Origin of the sequence: Streptomyces sp. NPDC059874, assembly GCF_042731135.1 — a bacterium.
GTDB lineage: Bacteria > Actinomycetota > Actinomycetes > Streptomycetales > Streptomycetaceae > Streptomyces.
In genome coordinates this window covers 44602-62191 of sequence record NZ_JBHWJY010000026.1, presented here as the reverse complement: position 1 = coordinate 62191, position 17590 = coordinate 44602, and the positions used below count along the sequence as shown (strand labels likewise).

The 17590-nt window shown below is 71.0% G+C and carries 22 protein-coding genes; 21 read left to right on the top strand and 1 reads right to left on the bottom strand.

Going from position 1 to position 17590, the window contains the following annotated elements; genetic code table 11:
- Positions 1 to 124 precede the first annotated feature (124 nt).
- The 16 genes from rpsP (at position 125) to ACFV9H_RS17430 (ending at position 12164) form a co-directional block, all read left to right on the top strand.
- On the top strand, positions 125 to 562 hold the full coding sequence (gene rpsP, locus ACFV9H_RS17505) for a 30S ribosomal protein S16 (protein WP_385398712.1): 438 nt from the start codon (positions 125 to 127) through the stop codon (positions 560 to 562).
- Between the two features lie 2 nt (positions 563 to 564).
- Positions 565 to 804, top strand: coding sequence for an RNA-binding protein (locus ACFV9H_RS17500; protein WP_007266827.1), 240 nt, complete (start codon positions 565 to 567; stop codon positions 802 to 804).
- 81 nt (positions 805 to 885) lie between these two features.
- A complete protein-coding gene (gene rimM, locus ACFV9H_RS17495; RefSeq protein ID WP_385398710.1) occupies positions 886 to 1443 on the top strand; it encodes a ribosome maturation factor RimM in 558 nt (185 codons plus the stop codon).
- Positions 1443 to 2264: a tRNA (guanosine(37)-N1)-methyltransferase TrmD gene (trmD, locus tag ACFV9H_RS17490; RefSeq protein ID WP_385398707.1), complete on the top strand. Its 822-nt coding sequence runs from the start codon at positions 1443 to 1445 to the stop codon at positions 2262 to 2264. The genes rimM and trmD overlap by 1 nt, the downstream gene beginning before the upstream one ends.
- 133 nt (positions 2265 to 2397) lie before the next feature.
- Positions 2398 to 2748, top strand: coding sequence for a 50S ribosomal protein L19 (gene rplS / locus ACFV9H_RS17485; RefSeq protein ID WP_073911044.1), 351 nt, complete (start codon positions 2398 to 2400; stop codon positions 2746 to 2748).
- 44 nt (positions 2749 to 2792) lie between these two features.
- Positions 2793 to 3515 carry a signal peptidase I gene (lepB, locus tag ACFV9H_RS17480; RefSeq protein WP_385398704.1) on the top strand — a complete coding sequence of 241 codons (723 nt, stop codon included), beginning with the start codon at positions 2793 to 2795 and terminating at the stop codon, positions 3513 to 3515.
- Positions 3508 to 4326 (top strand): signal peptidase I, encoded by an 819-nt coding sequence (gene lepB, locus ACFV9H_RS17475; protein WP_385398702.1) that lies wholly within the window; start codon positions 3508 to 3510, stop codon positions 4324 to 4326. The genes lepB (ACFV9H_RS17480) and lepB (ACFV9H_RS17475) overlap by 8 nt, the downstream gene beginning before the upstream one ends.
- Before the next feature lie 113 nt (positions 4327 to 4439).
- Positions 4440 to 5348 carry a signal peptidase I gene (lepB, locus tag ACFV9H_RS17470; protein ID WP_385398699.1) on the top strand — a complete coding sequence of 303 codons (909 nt, stop codon included), beginning with the start codon at positions 4440 to 4442 and terminating at the stop codon, positions 5346 to 5348.
- Between the two features lie 44 nt (positions 5349 to 5392).
- On the top strand, positions 5393 to 6205 hold the full coding sequence (gene lepB, locus ACFV9H_RS17465) for a signal peptidase I (RefSeq protein WP_385398696.1): 813 nt from the start codon (positions 5393 to 5395) through the stop codon (positions 6203 to 6205).
- Positions 6195 to 6704 carry an NUDIX hydrolase gene (locus ACFV9H_RS17460; protein ID WP_385398693.1) on the top strand — a complete coding sequence of 170 codons (510 nt, stop codon included), beginning with the start codon at positions 6195 to 6197 and terminating at the stop codon, positions 6702 to 6704. Before lepB (ACFV9H_RS17465) ends, ACFV9H_RS17460 begins: the two co-directional genes overlap by 11 nt.
- A gap of 55 nt (positions 6705 to 6759) precedes the next feature.
- Entirely contained in the window at positions 6760 to 7068 is a 309-nt protein-coding gene (locus ACFV9H_RS17455; protein ID WP_003965949.1) for a DUF2469 domain-containing protein, read from the top strand.
- 130 nt (positions 7069 to 7198) lie between these two features.
- Complete coding sequence (locus ACFV9H_RS17450; RefSeq protein WP_385398690.1) at positions 7199 to 7570, top strand: YraN family protein; 372 nt, start codon at positions 7199 to 7201, stop codon at positions 7568 to 7570.
- Entirely contained in the window at positions 7570 to 9216 is a 1647-nt protein-coding gene (locus tag ACFV9H_RS17445; RefSeq protein ID WP_385398688.1) for a YifB family Mg chelatase-like AAA ATPase, read from the top strand. Before ACFV9H_RS17450 ends, ACFV9H_RS17445 begins: the two co-directional genes overlap by 1 nt.
- Positions 9213 to 10508, top strand: coding sequence for a DNA-processing protein DprA (gene dprA, locus ACFV9H_RS17440; RefSeq protein ID WP_385398685.1), 1296 nt, complete (start codon positions 9213 to 9215; stop codon positions 10506 to 10508). The genes ACFV9H_RS17445 and dprA overlap by 4 nt, the downstream gene beginning before the upstream one ends.
- A gap of 209 nt (positions 10509 to 10717) precedes the next feature.
- Positions 10718 to 11554 carry an RNA polymerase sigma factor WhiG gene (gene whiG, locus ACFV9H_RS17435; protein ID WP_385398683.1) on the top strand — a complete coding sequence of 279 codons (837 nt, stop codon included), beginning with the start codon at positions 10718 to 10720 and terminating at the stop codon, positions 11552 to 11554.
- 70 nt (positions 11555 to 11624) lie between these two features.
- Positions 11625 to 12164, top strand: a complete 540-nt coding sequence (locus ACFV9H_RS17430; protein WP_385398792.1) for a TetR/AcrR family transcriptional regulator — start codon at positions 11625 to 11627, stop codon at positions 12162 to 12164.
- Between the two features lie 80 nt (positions 12165 to 12244).
- Here ACFV9H_RS17430 and ACFV9H_RS17425 read toward each other — a convergent pair whose 3' ends face one another.
- Entirely contained in the window at positions 12245 to 12787 is a 543-nt protein-coding gene (locus ACFV9H_RS17425; RefSeq protein ID WP_385398680.1) for a M23 family metallopeptidase, read from the bottom strand.
- A gap of 250 nt (positions 12788 to 13037) precedes the next feature.
- Between ACFV9H_RS17425 and rpsB the strand changes: the two genes are divergently transcribed.
- The 5 genes from rpsB (at position 13038) to ACFV9H_RS17400 (ending at position 17555) form a co-directional block, all read left to right on the top strand.
- Positions 13038 to 13922 carry a 30S ribosomal protein S2 gene (rpsB, locus tag ACFV9H_RS17420; RefSeq protein ID WP_385398678.1) on the top strand — a complete coding sequence of 295 codons (885 nt, stop codon included), beginning with the start codon at positions 13038 to 13040 and terminating at the stop codon, positions 13920 to 13922.
- Between the two features lie 135 nt (positions 13923 to 14057).
- A complete protein-coding gene (gene tsf, locus ACFV9H_RS17415) occupies positions 14058 to 14894 on the top strand; it encodes a translation elongation factor Ts (protein ID WP_385398676.1) in 837 nt (278 codons plus the stop codon).
- Between the two features lie 162 nt (positions 14895 to 15056).
- Positions 15057 to 15836, top strand: coding sequence for a UMP kinase (gene pyrH / locus ACFV9H_RS17410; protein WP_354380102.1), 780 nt, complete (start codon positions 15057 to 15059; stop codon positions 15834 to 15836).
- An 85-nt stretch (positions 15837 to 15921) separates the two neighbouring features.
- On the top strand, positions 15922 to 16479 hold the full coding sequence (gene frr / locus ACFV9H_RS17405) for a ribosome recycling factor (RefSeq protein WP_031144133.1): 558 nt from the start codon (positions 15922 to 15924) through the stop codon (positions 16477 to 16479).
- Positions 16479 to 17555 carry a phosphatidate cytidylyltransferase gene (locus ACFV9H_RS17400; protein ID WP_385398673.1) on the top strand — a complete coding sequence of 359 codons (1077 nt, stop codon included), beginning with the start codon at positions 16479 to 16481 and terminating at the stop codon, positions 17553 to 17555. The genes frr and ACFV9H_RS17400 overlap by 1 nt, the downstream gene beginning before the upstream one ends.
- The last annotated feature ends 35 nt before the right edge of the window (positions 17556 to 17590 follow it).

Sequence of the window (17590 nt, the reverse complement as noted above, 5' to 3'; positions counted from 1 at the left end):
TACTCGACAGTCGCATAGGACCCCTCTCTCCTCCGGCTGACGCGTCCATCGGGCACCCGAGTACCGCAACCCCACGTGGCATCTCATGTGCCCAACCACGTCAAGTTCAGGAGACACCACTCCAGTGGCAGTCAAGATCAAGCTCAAGCGCCTCGGCAAGATTCGCCAGCCGCACTACCGCATCGTCGTCGCCGACGCCCGTACCCGTCGGGACGGTCGCGCGATCGAAGAGATCGGTATCTACCACCCGACCTACAACCCGTCGCGCATCGAGGTCAACGCCGAGCGTGCGCAGTACTGGCTGTCCGTCGGCGCCCAGCCCACCGAGGCTGTGCTCGCCATCCTGAAGCTGACCGGTGACTGGCAGGCCCACAAGGGCCTCCCCGCCCCCGCGCCGCTGCTGCAGCCGGCGACGAAGGAAGACAAGCGTCGTTCCTTCGACGAGTTCGCCAAGACCCTGGAAGGTGGCGACGCCAAGGGCGAGGCCATCACCCAGAAGGCGAAGAAGGCCGACAAGAAGGCGGACGAGGCTGAGGCCGCCGCCGAGTCGACCGAGGCCTGAGCATGCTCGAGGAGGCTCTTGAGCACCTCGTAAAGGGCATTGTGGACAACCCCGACGACGTGCAGGTCGCCTCGCGCAACCTGCGCCGCGGGCAGGTGCTCGAGGTCCGGGTTCACCCCGACGACCTCGGCAAGGTGATCGGCCGCAACGGCCGCACCGCACGTGCTCTGCGTACCGTCGTGGGCGCCATCGGCGGCCGGGGGATCCGCGTCGACCTCGTCGACGTGGACCAGGTTCGCTGAGCAGTTGAATCACCGGCACGGGCCGGGGAGGGCATTCGTGCCCGCCCCGGCCCGTCGTCGTCTGAACAGGAGAGGTACATCGTGGAGCTGGTAGTCGCGCGGATCGGCCGCGCCCACGGCATCAAGGGTGAGGTCACCGTCGAGGTGCGCACCGACGAGCCGGAACTGCGGCTCAGTCCCGGCGCCGTGCTCCGGACCGAGCCCGCAACGGCCGGTCCGCTGACCATCGAGACGGGCCGGGTGCACAGCGGCCGGCTCCTGCTCCGCTTCGCCGGGGTCAAGGACCGCACCGGTGCCGAGGCGCTGCGCAACATCCTGCTGATCGCGGACGTGGACCCGGCGGAGCTGCCCGAAGAGCCCGACGAGTACTACGACCACCAGCTGATGGACCTGGACGTGGTCCTCGCCGACGGCACCGAGATCGGCCGGATCACCGAGATCTCCCACCTGCCTTCGCAGGACCTCTTCATCGTCGAGCGGCCGGACGGCTCCGAGGTGATGATCCCCTTCGTGGAGGAGATCGTCGCCGAGATCGACCTGGAGGAGCAGCGCTGCGTCATCACCCCGCCGCCCGGGCTGATCGACGAGCGTGAAGCGGTCATCGACTCGACCCGCGATGAGGCCGGAGACGGCGCCTGATGCGTCTCGACGTCGTCACGATCTTCCCCGAGTACCTGGAACCGCTGAACGTCTCCCTCGTCGGGAAGGCGCGCGCCCGCGGCCAGCTCGACGTACACGTCCACGACCTGCGGGACTGGACGTACGACCGACACAACACGGTCGACGACACCCCGTACGGCGGCGGCCCCGGCATGGTCATGAAGACCGAGCCGTGGGGCGAGGCCCTGGACGCGGCGCTGGCCGACGGCTACGAGGCGGGCGCGCACGGGCCCGTCATGGTCGTCCCCACGCCCAGCGGCCGCCCCTTCACCCAGGAGCTGGCCGTCGAGCTCTCCGAGCGGCCCTGGTTGATCTTCACGCCGGCCCGCTACGAGGGCATCGACCGCCGGGTCATGGACGAGTACGCCACGCGCATGCCGGTGTACGAGGTCTCCATCGGCGACTACGTCCTGGCGGGCGGCGAGGCCGCCGTCCTGGTGGTCACCGAGGCCGTGGCCCGGCTGCTGCCGGGGGTGCTCGGCAACGCCGAATCGCACCGGGACGACTCCTTCGCGCCCGGCGAGATGGCGAACCTGCTGGAGGGTCCCGTCTACACCAAGCCCCCCGTGTGGCGCGGCCGGGACATCCCCGAGGTGCTGCTCAGCGGCCACCACGGGAAGATCGCCCGCTTCCGACGGGACGAGGCCTTCCGCCGGACCGCGCAGAACCGCCCCGACCTGATCGAGCGCTGCGAGGCCTCCTCCTTCGACAAGAAGGACCGGGAGATCCTGTCCATCCTGGGCTGGCGGCCGTCCGCGGACGGCCGATTTTGGCGCAGGCCCGAGGCCGTGGAAGAATAGGCGGCTGCTGTGTGCTCACGGACGCCCCTGCCACAGGGGGATCGTCGTCCGACGAGTGGCGCGGCTCCCGAATTCTCTACGGAAACCCGCACTGGCGACCTGTGGCGTCATGCGAAGAAAGCAGACGAAGAACATGTCTCACCTGCTCGATGGCGTCAACGCCGCCGCGCTCCGCTCGGACGTCCCGGCCTTCCGCCCGGGTGACACGATCAACGTGCACGTCCGCGTGATCGAGGGCAACCGCTCCCGTATCCAGCAGTTCAAGGGCGTAGTCATCCGTCGCCAGGGCGCCGGTGTCTCCGAGACCTTCACCGTTCGCAAGGTCTCCTTCAGCGTCGGCGTGGAGCGTACCTTCCCGGTCCACTCCCCGATCTTCGAGAAGATCGAGCTCGTCACCCGTGGTGACGTGCGCCGCGCCAAGCTGTACTACCTCCGTGAGCTCCGCGGCAAGGCCGCGAAGATCAAGGAGAAGCGCGACAACTGAGGTCCCCTTCGGGGTCCGGGAGCGGCCGGATAGGCTCGCTCCCGATGGACACCGAAGCACCTCACACGCAGCGCGACCACTCTTCCCCCGTCGAGGGGGAGGGGCGGTCGCGTTTTGCGTTTTCGGCAGCGCTGCGACCGCTGACCTGGCGGCGGGCCGGAGTGCTCGGCGTGATCTGCACCGTCCTCCTGCTGCTGCTCAGCAACTTCGTGGTCCAGCCCTTCCTGATCCCGAGCCGCTCGATGGAGCCGACGCTCCGGGTCGGCGACCGGCTGCTGGTCAACAAGCTGGCGTACCGTTTCGGCGACGAGCCGCGCCGCGGCGACGTGGTGGTCTTCGACGGCACCGGTTCCTTCGTGCGCGAGCGCCCCGAGGGCAATCCGGTGGGTGAGGTCCTGCACGGCGCGGCCTCCGCTCTGGGGCTCGCGGAGCCCTCCGACACCGACTTCGTGAAGCGGGTCGTGGGCGTCGGCGGTGACGACGTGGTGTGCTGCGACGCGGGCGGGCGGATCGAGGTCAACGGCGTCCCGCTGGACGAGCCGTACCTGTTCCCGGGGGACGCGCCGTCGACCGTGCCGTTCCGGATCGTCGTCCCCCTGGGGACGCTGTGGGTCATGGGTGATCATCGTTCCCAGTCGCGGGACTCCAGGGACCACCTGGGGGAGCCGGGCGGGGGGATGGTGCCGGTGGAGAAGGTGATCGGGCGGGCCGACTGGATCGGCTGGCCGGTGTCGCGGTGGGGTTCCGCCGGCGGCGGGCATGGGTAGCCGGGGGCGGCCGCGGCGCGAGCCGGAGCCCGAGCCGGGCAGCCGGGCCGAGCGGCGCCGGTTGGCCCGCCGGGTGCGGCGGCGTCGTCGTACGCGCCGGGCCGGTGAGGTGCCGCTGCTGGTGGTCGTGGCGTTGTGCATCGCCATGCTCCTCAAGACCTTCTTCGTACAGGCCTTCTTCATCCCGTCGGGCTCGATGGAGCAGACCATCCGGATCGGCGACCGGGTCCTCGTGGACAAGCTGACCCCGTGGTTCGGTTCCAAGGTCGAGCGCGGGGACGTCGTCGTGTTCGAGGACCCGGGCGGCTGGCTCCAGGGCGAGGCGGCCCGGCCGGCCCCCGACCCGGTCGGGATCAAGCAGATCAAGCAGGTGCTGACCTTCATCGGTCTGCTGCCCTCGGCCGACGAGCAGGACCTGATCAAGCGCGTCATCGGGGTCGGCGGGGACACCGTCACGTGCTGCGACGCCAGGGGCCGGGTCACCGTCAACGGCTCGCCGCTCGACGAGCCGTACGTGAGCCCCGGCAACACCCCCTCGGACATCCGCTTCGAGGTGCGGGTGCCGGCGGGCCGGCTCTTCGTGATGGGCGACCACCGGGCGAACTCGTCGGACTCCCGCTACCACCTCGACGAGGCCTTCCAGGGCACCATCGACGAGAACGACGTCGTGGGCGAGGCCGTGGTGATCGCCTGGCCCTACGCACACTGGAAGCGCTTCGAGACGCCCGCGACCTTCCGCATGGTCCCCGATCAGGCGAGGCGCGAGGCGCACCGGCGACGGCGGCGCCGTCGGGCCGTGCCGTTCGCATAGTGTGTCCTGGGTCTCCCGCGCCTTAGGGAACTCCCGCTCGTTAAGGGAGGGGAGGGCCCGTGTCCGGTTCGGCGCGGGCGGCGATCTCTACAAAAGGAGTGGATGTGGGGGATGTGGCGGTAGGCGCACGGTCCGGACGCGACGAGGGCGAGGAGCGGCCGGATGACGACGCCGTCAAGCGCGAGGCCGAAGAGGAGGAGGACGGCGATGCCAAGGCGCACGCGCACCGCTCCTTCTGGAAGGAGCTCCCGCTCCTCGTAGGCATCGCCCTGCTGCTCGCCCTGCTGATCAAGACCTTCCTGGTCCAGGCGTTCTCGATCCCCTCCGACTCGATGCAGAACACCCTGCAGCGGGGGGACCGCGTCCTGGTGGACAAGCTGACCCCGTGGTTCGGCTCCGAGCCCGAGCGCGGCGAGGTCGTCGTCTTCCACGACCCGGCGGACTGGCTGTCCGGGGAGCCCACTCCGGAGCCGAACCTCGCGCAGCAGATCCTCAGCAAGATCGGTCTGATGCCGGACGCCGCCGAGAAGGACCTGATCAAGCGGACCATCGCCATCGGCGGGGACACGGTCGAGTGCAAGAAGGGGGGACCGGTCGTCGTCAACGGCAAGGCCCTCGACGAGCCGTACATCTTCCCCGGCAACACCCCGTGTGACGACGCTCCCTTCGGCCCGATCACCGTGCCCAAGGGCAAGATCTGGGTGATGGGCGACCACCGGCAGAACTCCCAGGACTCCCGTTACCACATGCAGGACTCCACCCAGGGCTTCGTGCCGGTCGACAAGGTCGTCGGGCGGGCCGTGGTGGTCGCGTGGCCGATCACCCGCTGGTCCACCCTGCCGGTCCCGGACACCTTCGACCAGCCGGGCATCGGCAACCAGGCGGCGGCGAACGCGCTCGGGCTCGGGGCCTCCGGTCTGGCTCCCGTCGGGCTCGGCCCGGCCGTGCTCGGGCTCACCGGTGCTGTGCCGCTCGTCATGTGGCGCCGCCGGAGGCTGACCAGCGGGCGTACCGCCGGGTAGGGTGCCGCCCAGGTCGACGATCTCCGAAGTGTGGGGGCGCTGCAATGGGCGGCACGCAGGCAAGCGGTACGCGTTCGGGCGGTACCCGTTCAATACGCAGTGGCAAGGACGGCCGCGGCGGTCTCGGCAATGTGCTGTCGGGGCTCGCCGTGGCCGTCGGCTTTGCGCTCTTCCTCGGCGGCTTCGTCTGGGGTGCGGTCGTCTACCGGCCGTACACGGTGCCGACCGACTCGATGATGCCGACCGTGAAGCCCGGGGACCGGGTGCTGGCGCAGCGCATCGACGGCGGCGAGGTGCGCCGCGGCGACGTCGTCATCTTTACTGATTCCATGTGGAGCGATTCGCCCATGCTCAAGCGGGTCGTCGGCATCGGCGGCGACACCGTGAAGTGCTGCGGCGCTCACGGCGAGGTCACCGTGAACGGCACGGCTCTGGACGAGCCCTACATCGACGCCACCAAGCCCGACACCGGCCTGGAAATGCCGCCCGGGCAGACCACGCCCTCCGGCACCCCCTTCGAGGTGACGGTCCCCGAGGGGAACCTCTTCCTGCTGGGCGACCGCCGCGCCGGCTCGCTGGACTCGCGGGCACACCTGCAGGAGGCCGGGCAGGGCACCGTGTCCCGGTCGACCGTCAGCGCCCGCGTCGACGCCCTGGCCTGGCCCGACATGAAGATGCTGGAGCGGCCGAAGACGTACGAGAACCTGCCCGGCGGCACCTCGCGCCCCGGGCCGCTCAGGCTCCAGGTGGCGGCGGTGCTGGCGGGGGCCGTCCTGGTGGTGCTGGGGGCCGCGTACGGACCCGTCGTACGGGTTCTGGGGCGCGGGAGGCGGCGGGAGCGGGCCGGTGCCCGCTGACCCGGCGGCCCGCGCCGCCGGCCCGCGGCAGGTGTCCCGGGTGATCCTGCTGGACCCGGCGGACAGGATCCTGCTGCTGCACGGCTTCGAGCCGGCCGACCCCGCCGACGACTGGTGGTTCACCCCGGGCGGTGGGCTGGAGGGAACCGAGAGCCGCGAGCAGGCCGCCCTGCGCGAGCTGGCGGAGGAGACGGGAATCACAGACGTCCTGCTGGGGCCGGTCCTGTGGCACCGGTACTGCTCGTTCCCCTTCGACGGGCGGCGCTGGGAGCAGGACGAGTGGTACTTCCTGGCCCGTACCGCCCAGACGGAGACCGCGATGGGCGGGCTCACCGAACTGGAGCGGCGCAGCGTCACCGGAGCCAGGTGGTGGACCTCCGAGGAACTGCTCGCGGCACGTGAGACGGTGTACCCGACCAGACTCGCCGAGCTGCTGAAGACGCTGCTCGACGACGGTCCTCCGGCTGCGCCGGTGGTCCTGGCCCCGGAAATCGTTTAGGGGCGCATGGGTCTGGCGCACAATAGGGGGACGCACGGCTGAAGGGGAACATGCCATGAGTGCCGAGGACCTCGAAAAGTACGAGACCGAGATGGAGCTGAAGCTCTATCGGGAGTACCGCGACGTCGTCGGGCTGTTCAAGTATGTGATCGAGACCGAACGCCGTTTCTACCTCACCAACGACTACGAGATGCAGGTGCACTCGGTGCAGGGGGAGGTCTTCTTCGAGGTCTCGATGGCCGATGCCTGGGTCTGGGACATGTACCGTCCGGCCCGCTTCGTGAAGCAGGTGCGCGTGCTGACCTTCAAGGACGTGAACATCGAGGAGCTCAACAAGAGCGACCTCGAACTGCCCGGCGGCTAGCCGCGCCTTCGGCGCCGCCCGGGGCCGTCCTTCGTGTGGGTGACGGGATTGTCCACAACGGCCCGGTTGTCCACCAAGATCCACAAGGTGGGTGAGGGCGCGGGATCGTCGGTGCCGGAGGTGGTGCCGGATGAACGCGAAGGGCGTGGCACAGCAGGCGTTGGGGCGGTACGGCGAGGAGCTCGCGACACGGCGGCTGACCGAAGCCGGGATGACCGTGATCGCGCGGAACTGGCGGTGCCGCAGCGGGGAGATCGACATCGTCGCGCGGGACGGGGACGCCCTCGTCGTCTGCGAGGTCAAGACCCGCCGGGAGGGTGAGTTCGAGCATCCCATGGCCGCCGTGCGGCCCGGCAAGGCGGAGCGGTTGCGCCGGCTCGCGGGCCGCTGGCTCGCCGACAACGGCGGGCCACCCCCGGGCGGGGTCCGCATCGACCTCGTCGGAGTCCTGCTGCCGCGGCGCGGGGCGCCCGTGGTGGAGCACGTCAGGGGGGTGGCCTGATGGGGTTCGCCCGGGCCTGTTCGGTGGCCCTGGTCGGCGTCGACGGCGTGGTGGTGGAGGTCCAGGCCGACCTGGAGCCCGGGGTCGCGGCCTTCACACTGGTGGGATTGCCCGACAAGACCCTGGTGGAGAGCCGGGACCGGGTGCGGGCCGCCGTGGTCAATTCGGGTGCGGCCTGGCCGCAGAAGAAGCTCACGGTCGGGCTGAGCCCGGCGTCCGTGCCGAAGTCCGGCGCGGGTTTCGATTTGGCTGTGGCGGCAGCCGTCCTGGGCGCCGCCGAGGTGGTCGAGCCCGGCGCGATCGCCGATCTCGTACTCATCGGGGAGCTGGGGCTGGACGGCCGGGTGCGCCCGGTCCGGGGGATCCTGCCGGCCGTCCTCGCCGCGTCGGAGGCGGGCTACCGGCAGGTGGTGGTGCCGCAGCAGTGCGCCGCCGAGGCCGCGCTCGTACCGGACGTCTCGGTGCTCGGGGTCCGCAGCCTGCGCCAGCTGATCGCGGTCCTGACGGACACCGCCGTCCCCGAGGAGGACGCCCTGGACGCCGCGGTCACCCCCGGGCGCCCGGACCCGATACTGGCGGGGCTGCTGGTGCCGGGGGCGGGGCTGGGCGCGGGACTCGGCGGCCGGGGCCGTTCCGGTGCGGGAGACGGGCCGGACTTCCCCGACCTCGCGGATGTGGCCGGGCAGTACGCCGCGCGCCGCGCCCTGGAGGTGGCGGCCTCCGGAGGGCATCACCTCTTCCTCAGCGGGCCGCCCGGAGCGGGCAAGACGATGCTGGCCGAGCGGCTGCCCTGGATCCTGCCACCGCTGACCCGTCAGGAGTCCGTGGAAGTGACGGCGGTCCACTCGGTGGCGGGGATCCTCCCGCCCGGAGAGCCGCTGGTGGCCAGGGCGCCCTACTGCGCGCCCCACCATTCGGCGACCATGCAGTCGCTGGTGGGCGGCGGGAACGGCGTCCCCCGGCCGGGGGCGGTCTCCCTGGCCCACCGGGGCGTGCTGTTCCTGGACGAGGCCCCGGAATTCCAAGGCCGGACCCTGGACGCGCTGCGGCAGCCGCTCGAATCGGGGCACGTGGTCATCGCGCGGGCCGCCGGCGTCGTGCGGCTGCCCGCCAGATTCCTGATGGTGCTCGCGGCGAACCCGTGTCCGTGCGGGCGCCACACCCTGCACGGGGCCGGGTGCGAATGCCCGCCCTCCGTGATCCGGCGCTATCAGGGCAGGCTCTCCGGGCCGCTCCTCGACCGGGTGGACCTGAGGGTCGAAGTCGAGCCCGTGACCCGGTCCGATCTGCTGGGGCAGGGCGGCCGAGGCGAATCCACCGCGAGTGTCGCCGACCGGGTGCAGGAGGCCAGGGACCGCGCGGCGGCCCGGTACGCCGACACCCCATGGCGGCTCAACTCCGAAGTGCCCGGCCAGGAGCTGCGCACCCGGTGGCAGGCGGGCCCGGGGGCGCTGGCCACGGCCGAGCGGGACATGGAGCGCGGCCTGCTCACCGCCAGGGGGCTGGACCGGGTCCTGCGGGTCGCCTGGACGGTCGCCGACCTACGGGGGCGCGACCGTCCCGATGCCCTGGACGTCGCCGTCGCCCTGGAACTGAGGACCGGCATCGCCCGAGGCACGGCCGCGATCGTGGGGGCCGGGTCATGACCGGGACGGGGGATGCGGAGCCGTCCGTGCGGGACGGAGACGGGCGGGCCGGCCCCGCCCCGGAGCCGACCGGGCCGGGCAGCCGCGGTGGCCGGAGCCCGGCTCCGGCCACCGCGGTCGGACCGGAGGTACTGGCCAGGGCCGCGTTGACGCGGGTGGTGGAGCCGGGGGACGAAATCGTGGGGCGGTGGCTGCGCGAGCACGGGGCCGTGCGGCTGATACGGATGCTCACCGGGAGCGAGGGCGAGGGGGACGGCGGGGTTCGTGCGCCGGGCGGGGTGGGAGCCGGGCGGCTCGCCGGGTACCGGAGGCGGGCGGCGCTGGCCGACCCCCGGCGGGACCTGGCGGCGGCCGCCGAGTACGGGGGCCGGTTCGTCTGCCCCGGTTCGGCGGAGTGGCCGACCCAGCTCGACGACCTGGGCGACGCCCGGCCCGTCGGGCTGTGGCTGCGCGGCCGGCCGAACCTGCGGACCTGGGCGCTGCGCTCGGTCGCCGTGGTCGGGGCCCGCGCCTGCACCCCGTACGGCGCGCACATGGCCCAGACCCTGGCGGCCGGCCTCGCCGAGCGGGGCTGGGTCGTGGTCTCCGGCGCCGCGTACGGGATCGACGGCGCGGCCCACCGCGGAGCCCTCGCCTCGGGCGGCGCCACCGCGGCCGTGCTCGCCTGCGGGGTGGACGTCGCCTATCCGCGCGGACACGCCGAGTTGCTCGGCCGTGTCGCCGGCCAGGGGCTGATCCTGGGCGAGCTGCCACCCGGCAGCCACCCCACCCCCAGCCGCTTCGTCCTGCGCAACCGGGTCATCGCCGCCCTCACCCGGGGCACCGTCGTGGTCGAGGCCGCCCACCGCAGCGGCTCCCTCGTCACGGCCCGACAGGCCCAGAGGCTCGGCCGATTCACCATGGGCGTCCCCGGGCCCGCCACCAGCGGGCTCTCCGCCGGGGTGCACGAGCTGCTGCGCGGCGAGGCCGAGCTGGTCACCGACGCGGCGGAGGTGGCCGAGCTGGTCGGCGCCATGGGCGAGTTGGCTCCCGAGCGGCGCGGACCCCTGCTCGCCCGGGACCTGCTCGCCCGGGACACCGCCAGGGTGCTCGAAGCGCTGCCGGCCGGCCGCCCGGCGCGGGTCGCGGAGTTGGCACTTGCCTCCGGCACCAGCGCCGATGAAGTCATCGGCAGACTGTACGAACTTCACTCTCTGGGGTTCGTCGAACGGCAGGGCGACGACTGGCAGTTGAGCAGACAAACGGCTGGAGGAGGCACACAAACCGGTGCCGCCCGGCGAGGCGGTCGTTGACCTGGGGCGTTCCGGTGAAAGAGTGAAAGCGATGAGAGACGCGGTCTTCCCGATGGCAGCTGCCGGGACCGAGCGCCAGGCGCCGGTCCCGGGTGGCCCGCGCGAGTCGGGTCGCGCCTGCGCCCCCGCGCGATCCCGTACTCTTCGCGCACCGCGACACTTCCGTCACGCTACGCTCCCAAGGAATCCCGCTCCGGCAAAGGCGAAGCATGCCCCAGCACACCTCAGGGTCTGACCGCGCTGCGGTGCCCCCCGCTGCCCGCGGCAGTGAGCGGTCCACCGCGCCCTCGTCCCTGGACGTGCTGTGGCGCTCGTACAAGGCCTCGGGTGACGAGCGGCTGCGGGAGCAGCTGATCCTGCACTACTCGCCGCTGGTCAAGTACGTCGCCGGCCGCGTGAGCGTGGGCCTGCCGCCCAATGTGGAACAGGCCGATTTCGTCTCCTCCGGGGTGTTCGGACTCATCGACGCCATCGAGAAGTTCGACATCGACCGGTCGATCAAGTTCGAGACCTACGCGATCACCCGGATCCGCGGCGCGATGATCGACGAGTTGCGGGCGCTGGACTGGATCCCCCGCTCGGTGCGGCAGAAGGCGCGGGCCGTGGAGCGGGCCTACGCCACGCTGGAGGCGCAGCTGCGGCGCACCCCCACGGAGAGCGAGGTCGCCGGGGAGATGGGGATCGGGGTGGAGGACCTCCACGCCGTATTCAGCCAGTTGTCGCTGGCGAACGTGGTCGCGCTGGAGGAACTCCTGCACGTCGGAGGCGAGGGCGGCGACCGCCTCTCCCTCATGGACACCCTGGAGGACACCGCCGCCGACAACCCGGTGGAGGTGGCGGAGGACCGCGAGCTCAGGCGCCTGCTGGCACGGGCCATCAACACGCTGCCCGAGCGGGAGAAGACCGTGGTGACCCTCTACTACTACGAGGGCCTCACCCTGGCCGAGATCGGCAACGTGCTGGGCGTCACCGAGAGCCGGGTCAGCCAGATCCACACCAAGTCGGTGCTGCAACTGCGGGCGAAGCTGGCGGACGTGGGGCGGTGAGGTTGCGGTACCTCCGTAGAGTGGACGTGTGCCCAGGATTCGAGCGGCCTCCGTGGCCGAGCACCGGTCGATGCAGCGCGGCGCCCTTCTGGACGCCGCGCGAACCCTGCTGTCCGAAGGCGGTACGGAGGCGCTGACCTTCCCCGCCCTCGCGGAGCGCACCGGGCTCGCCCGGTCCTCCGTGTACGAGTACTTCCGCTCCCGCGCGGCCGTGGTCGAGGAGCTGTGCGCGGTGGACTTCCCCGTGTGGGCCGCCGAGATCGAGGCGGCGATGGAATCCGCCGAGGCGCCGGAGGCGAAGATCGAGGCCTATGTGCGGAGCCAGCTGGGGCTGGTGGGGGACCGGCGGCACCGGGCCGTGGTGGCGATCTCCGCGAGCGAGCTGGACGCCGGGGCGCGGGAGAAGATCCGCGCGGCGCACGGGGGCCTCGTCGCGATGATCGTCGAGGCCTTGGCCGCCCTCGGGCAGCGGGAGCCGAAGCTCGCGGCGATGCTGCTGCAGGGTGTCGTGGACGCCGCCGTCCGGCGCATCGAGCTCGGTGCCGCAGAGGATCCCGCCGTGGTCACGGAGACCGCCGTCGCCATGGCCCTGCGGGGGGTCCGGGGCTGAGGCCCTGGGGCTCCCCCCTCGGCCCCGCGCCTCAAGCGCCGGCGCGGCTGGTTCTCGGCCCCTGGCCGGGCCGGTGCGGCTCAAGGATCGGGGCTCAGCCCCAAACCCCGCGCCTCAAGCGCCGGCGAGGCTTGATTTCGTCCTGGCGGGGCTGGATTTTGGCCTGCGGGGCTGAGTAGTGGCAGGAGGCGGGGCGTGGGGCGGGGGAGGAAGGTGAGGGGGTTGAGGTATTCCTCGCCCCTCAAGAGGCCCCAGTGGAGGCAGGGGGCCGGGCAGTGCGTGCCCTCCGTGAGGATCGCGACCACCTGGCCCGCCGTGACCGACTCGCCCTCGGAGACCAGGGCGCGGACCGGCTCGTAGGTCGTGCGCAGGCCGTTCGGGAGGGTGAGGGAGAGGACCCCGCGGCCCGCGACCTGGCCGGCGTGGTGAACCCGGCCCGCGGCGACCGCCCGGACCTCCGCACCCACCGACGCCGCCAGGTCCACGCCCCGGTGCCCCGCCGCGTACGGCGACGGCGGAGGGTCCCACCAGCGGGCCACCGACAGGGGCCCGGGCAGCGGGCGGACCCCGGGAAGGGTCGCGTGGGCCAGGGCGAGGAGCAGACTGATCAGCAGTGTCGTCATGGTGCCCAAGCGTTCCGTGCCGGCGGAGGGTCGGGGCGGGCCTGTGGACAGTCCGGGCGCTGTGGACAACGGCGTCACCCGGCATACCGCCGGGTCCCGTACACTTCTTGTGGCGATCCGGGTCACCGGGTCGACTTCGCACGCCCCAGCACCGGCCCGAAACGGCCAGGTGACAGCGTCTCTCGGTCCCTCAGCGGGGCAGGGCGCGGCGGGGCGTCAGGAACCAAACCGAGAAACCAAGGAGATGGCCATGGCCGTCGTCACGATGCGGGAGCTGCTGGAAAGCGGCGTCCACTTCGGTCACCAGACCCGTCGTTGGAACCCGAAGATGAAGCGCTTCATCTTCACGGAGCGCAACGGCATCTACATCATCGACCTGCTGCAGTCGCTGTCGTACATCGACCGCGCCTACGAGTTCGTGAAGGAGACCGTCGCGCACGGTGGCTCCATCATGTTCGTCGGTACCAAGAAGCAGGCCCAGGAGGCCATCGCCGAGCAGGCGACGCGCGTTGGCATGCCGTACGTCAACCAGCGGTGGCTGGGTGGCATGCTCACCAACTTCTCCACCGTCTACAAGCGCCTTCAGCGTCTGAAGGAGCTTGAGGCGATCGACTTCGAGGACGTCGCCGCCTCGGGTCTCACCAAGAAGGAGCTCCTGGTCCTCTCCCGCGAGAAGACCAAGCTGGAGAAGACCCTCGGTGGTATCCGCGAGATGTCGAAGGTTCCCAGCGCCGTCTGGATCGTCGACACCAAGAAGGAGCACATCGCGGTCGGTGAGGCGCGCAAGCTGCACATCCCGGTCGTCGCGATCCTCGACACCAACTGCGACCCCGACGAGGTCGACTACAAGATCCCGGGTAACGACGACGCGATCCGTTCCGTCACCCTGCTCACCCGCGTGATCGCCGACGCCGTCGCCGAGGGCCTCATCGCCCGCTCCGGCGCTGCCACCGGCGACTCGAAGCCGGGCGAGAAGGCCGCCGCCGAGCCGCTCGCCGAGTGGGAGCGCGACCTGCTCGAGGGTGACAAGAAGGCCGACGACGCCGAGGCCGCTCCGGCCGAGGCCGCCGCCGAGGTCGTCGAGGCCCCGGCCGCCGAGGCTGAGGCCCCGGCCGCCGACGCCGAGCAGGCCTGACCCACTGAGAGCGCCCGCCGTTCACGCGCCGGGCACTCACAGCACGGACGATGACGGCGGGGGAGCCGCGCCAAAAGCGCGGCGCCTCCGCCGTTCACCCGTAGATCTACGACTTCGAGAGAGAATCACAGACTCATGGCGAACTACACCGCCGCTGACGTCAAGAAGCTCCGCGAGCTCACCGGCGCCGGCATGCTGGACTGCAAGAACGCGCTCGTGGACGCCGACGGTGACGTCGACAAGGCCCAGGAAGCGCTCCGCATCAAGGGTCAGAAGGGCGTCGCCAAGCGCGAGGGCCGTTCTGCCGAGAACGGTGCGGTCGTCTCCCTCATCGCCGACGACAACACCTCCGGTGTCATCGTCGAGCTGAAGTGCGAGACCGACTTCGTCGCCAAGGGCGAGAAGTTCCTGGCCGTCGCCAACCAGCTGGCCGCGCACGTCGCCGCGACCTCCCCGGCCGACATCGAGGCGCTGCTCGCGTCCGAGATCGAGCCCGGCAAGACCGTCACCGCTTTCGTCGACGAGGCCAACGCCAACCTCGGCGAGAAGATCGTCCTGGACCGCTTCGCGCAGTTCACCGGCGGTTACGTGACCTCGTACATGCACCGCACGATGCCCGACCTGCCGTTCCAGATCGGCGTCCTGGTCGAGCTCGACAAGGAGAACGCCGAGGTCGCCCGCGGCGTCGCGCAGCACATCGCCGCGTTCGCCCCGCAGTGGCTGTCCGCCGACGACGTCCCGGCCGAGAAGGTCGAGTCCGAGCGTCGCATCGCCGAAGAGGTCACCCGCGCGGAGGGCAAGCCCGAGGCTGCCATCGCGAAGATCGTCGAGGGTCGCGTCAACGGCTTCTTCAAGGAGGCCACCCTCCTCGGCCAGCCGTACGCGCTGGACAACAAGAAGTCCGTGCAGAAGGTTCTGGACGAGGCCGGTGTCACCCTGAAGCGCTTCTCGCGCATCAAGGTCGGCATCTGAGTCCGTCCGTACGCGACGGACACCGGACCCCGGTAGGGTCTGAGGCAGTCGTCCGCGCTCGCGCAGGACGACCGCAGATCTGACGAGGAGGCCATTGCCGTAGAGGGAACCGCAAGGACCCACCGGCAATGGCCTTCTTCGTATGTGCACGAGGAGATCTCCATGAATCAGGGCGTGGACCCCCACACCGCATCCGACGACAAGAGCGACCAGGACAAGAAGGGCCGCCGCTTCATGCTGAAGCTGTCGGGCGAGGCCTTCTCCGGTGGCGGAGGACTGGGCGTCGACCCCGACGTCGTCCACGCCATCGCGCGCGAGATCGCCGCGGTGGTCCGAGACGGCGCGGAGATCGCCGTTGTGATCGGCGGCGGCAACTTCTTCCGCGGCGCCGAACTCCAGCAGCGCGGCATGGACCGGGCCCGGTCCGACTACATGGGCATGCTCGGCACGGTCATGAACTGCCTCGCCCTCCAGGACTTCCTGGAGAAGGAGGGCATCGACTCCCGCGTGCAGACCGCCATCACCATGGGCCAGGTCGCGGAGCCGTACATCCCGCTCCGCGCCGTGCGCCACCTGGAGAAGGGCCGCGTCGTCATCTTCGGCGCCGGCATGGGCATGCCGTACTTCTCCACCGACACCACGGCGGCCCAGCGCGCCCTGGAGATCGACGCCGAGGCCCTCCTCATGGGCAAGAACGGCGTCGACGGGGTCTACGACTCCGACCCCAAGAAGAACCCGGACGCGGTGAAGTTCGACGCACTGGAGTACGGCGAGGTCCTCTCCCGTGACCTCAAGGTCGCCGACGCCACGGCGATCACGCTGTGCCGCGACAACAAGCTGCCGATCCTCGTCTTCGAACTGCTCGCCGAGGGCAATATCGCGCGCGCCGTCAAGGGTGAGAAGATCGGCACGCTTGTCAGCGACCAGGGAACCCGGGCCTGAGCAGTCCGCTGCCGGACCGAGCCCGGACCGGCCCCGCCCGTCCCGCCCGCCTGAACCATCCATTCAAGACATGCAGGAGCACGTGGTGACCGAAGAGATCCTCCTCGAGGCCGAGGAGAAGATGGAAAAGGCCGTCGTCGTCGCCAAGGAAGACTTCGCCGCGATTCGCACCGGTCGTGCGCACCCGGCGATGTTCAACAAGATCGTGGCGGACTACTACGGCGCCATCACGCCCATCAACCAGCTCGCTTCCTTCTCGGTGCCCGAGCCGCGCATGGCGATCGTGACCCCGTTCGACAAGAGCGCGCTGCGCAACATCGAGCAGGCCATCCGGGACTCCGACCTCGGTGTCAACCCGAGCAACGACGGCAGCATCATCCGGGTGACCTTCCCCGAGCTGACGCAGGACCGCCGCAAGGAGTACATCAAGGTCGCGCGCACCAAGGCCGAGGACTCCAAGGTCTCCATCCGCGCCGTCCGCCGCAAGGCCAAGGACGCCCTCGACAAGCTCGTCAAGGACAAGGAAGCCGGCGAGGACGAGGTGCGCCGCGCCGAGAAGGAGCTCGACGACACCACCGCGAAGTACGTCGCGCAGGTGGACGAGCTCCTCAAGCACAAGGAAGCCGAGCTCCTCGAAGTCTGATGAACGACTCTTCCTGGCAGCCGGAGCCGGTTCCGGCGGGTCCCGCATACGATGCGCAGGTGGGCCCGCACACTCGGCCCATGCCCATCGTGCCCGATGCCGCCGGCCGTGACTTCGACGACCGGGAAGCACGCGATCGGGGGGCCGCACCGGACGGCGGCCCCCTCTTCCGCGACGAGACGCCGCCGCAGGAGCCCATGCCCAGCCCCCCGCCTCCGCCCTCGCAGGCACCGCAGGACGCCTCTCCCCCGCCGCCGAAGAAGCGCGCGGGGCGGGACCTGCGTGCCGCCATAGGGGTCGGCGTCGGCCTCGGCGCGGTGATCTTCGCTTCGCTGTTCATCGTCAAGGCGGTCTTCGTCGGCGTCGTGGTCGTCGCTGTCGTCGTGGGCCTGTGGGAGCTCACCTCCCGGCTCCAGGAGAAGAAGGGCATCAAGGCCCCGCTGGTCCCGCTCGCGGTGGGCGGCGCGGCCATGGTCATCGCCGGCTACGTCCGGGGTGCCGAGGGGGCCTGGGTCGCCATGGCCCTGACCGCCCTCGCGGTCCTGGTCTGGCGGATGACCGAACCCCCCGAGGACTACCTCAAGGACGTCACCGCGGGTGTCTTCGCGGCGTTCTACGTGCCCTTCCTGGCCACGTTCGTCACGATGCTGCTGACCGCCGACGACGGTCCGCAGCGCGTGGTGACCTTCCTGGTCCTGACCGTGGTCAGCGACACCGGGGCCTACGCGGTCGGCTGGCGGTTCGGCAAGACGAAGCTCGCCCCCCGCATCAGCCCCGGCAAGACCCGTGAGGGGCTCTTCGGCGCGGTGGCCTTCGCCATGGCGGCGGGCGCCCTGTGCATGGAGTTCCTGATCGACGGCGGTTCCTGGTGGCAGGGCCTGCTGCTGGGCCTCGCGGTCGCGGTCAGCGCCACCCTGGGCGACCTGGGCGAGTCGATGATCAAGCGTGACCTGGGCATCAAGGACATGGGCACCCTGCTCCCGGGTCATGGCGGCATCATGGACCGGCTCGACTCCCTGCTGCCGACCGCTCCGGTCGTCTGGCTGCTGTTGGCGGCCTTCGTGGGTACGGGCTGACCTGCGGAAAGGCGTCACAAGACGCCGGGCGGTTA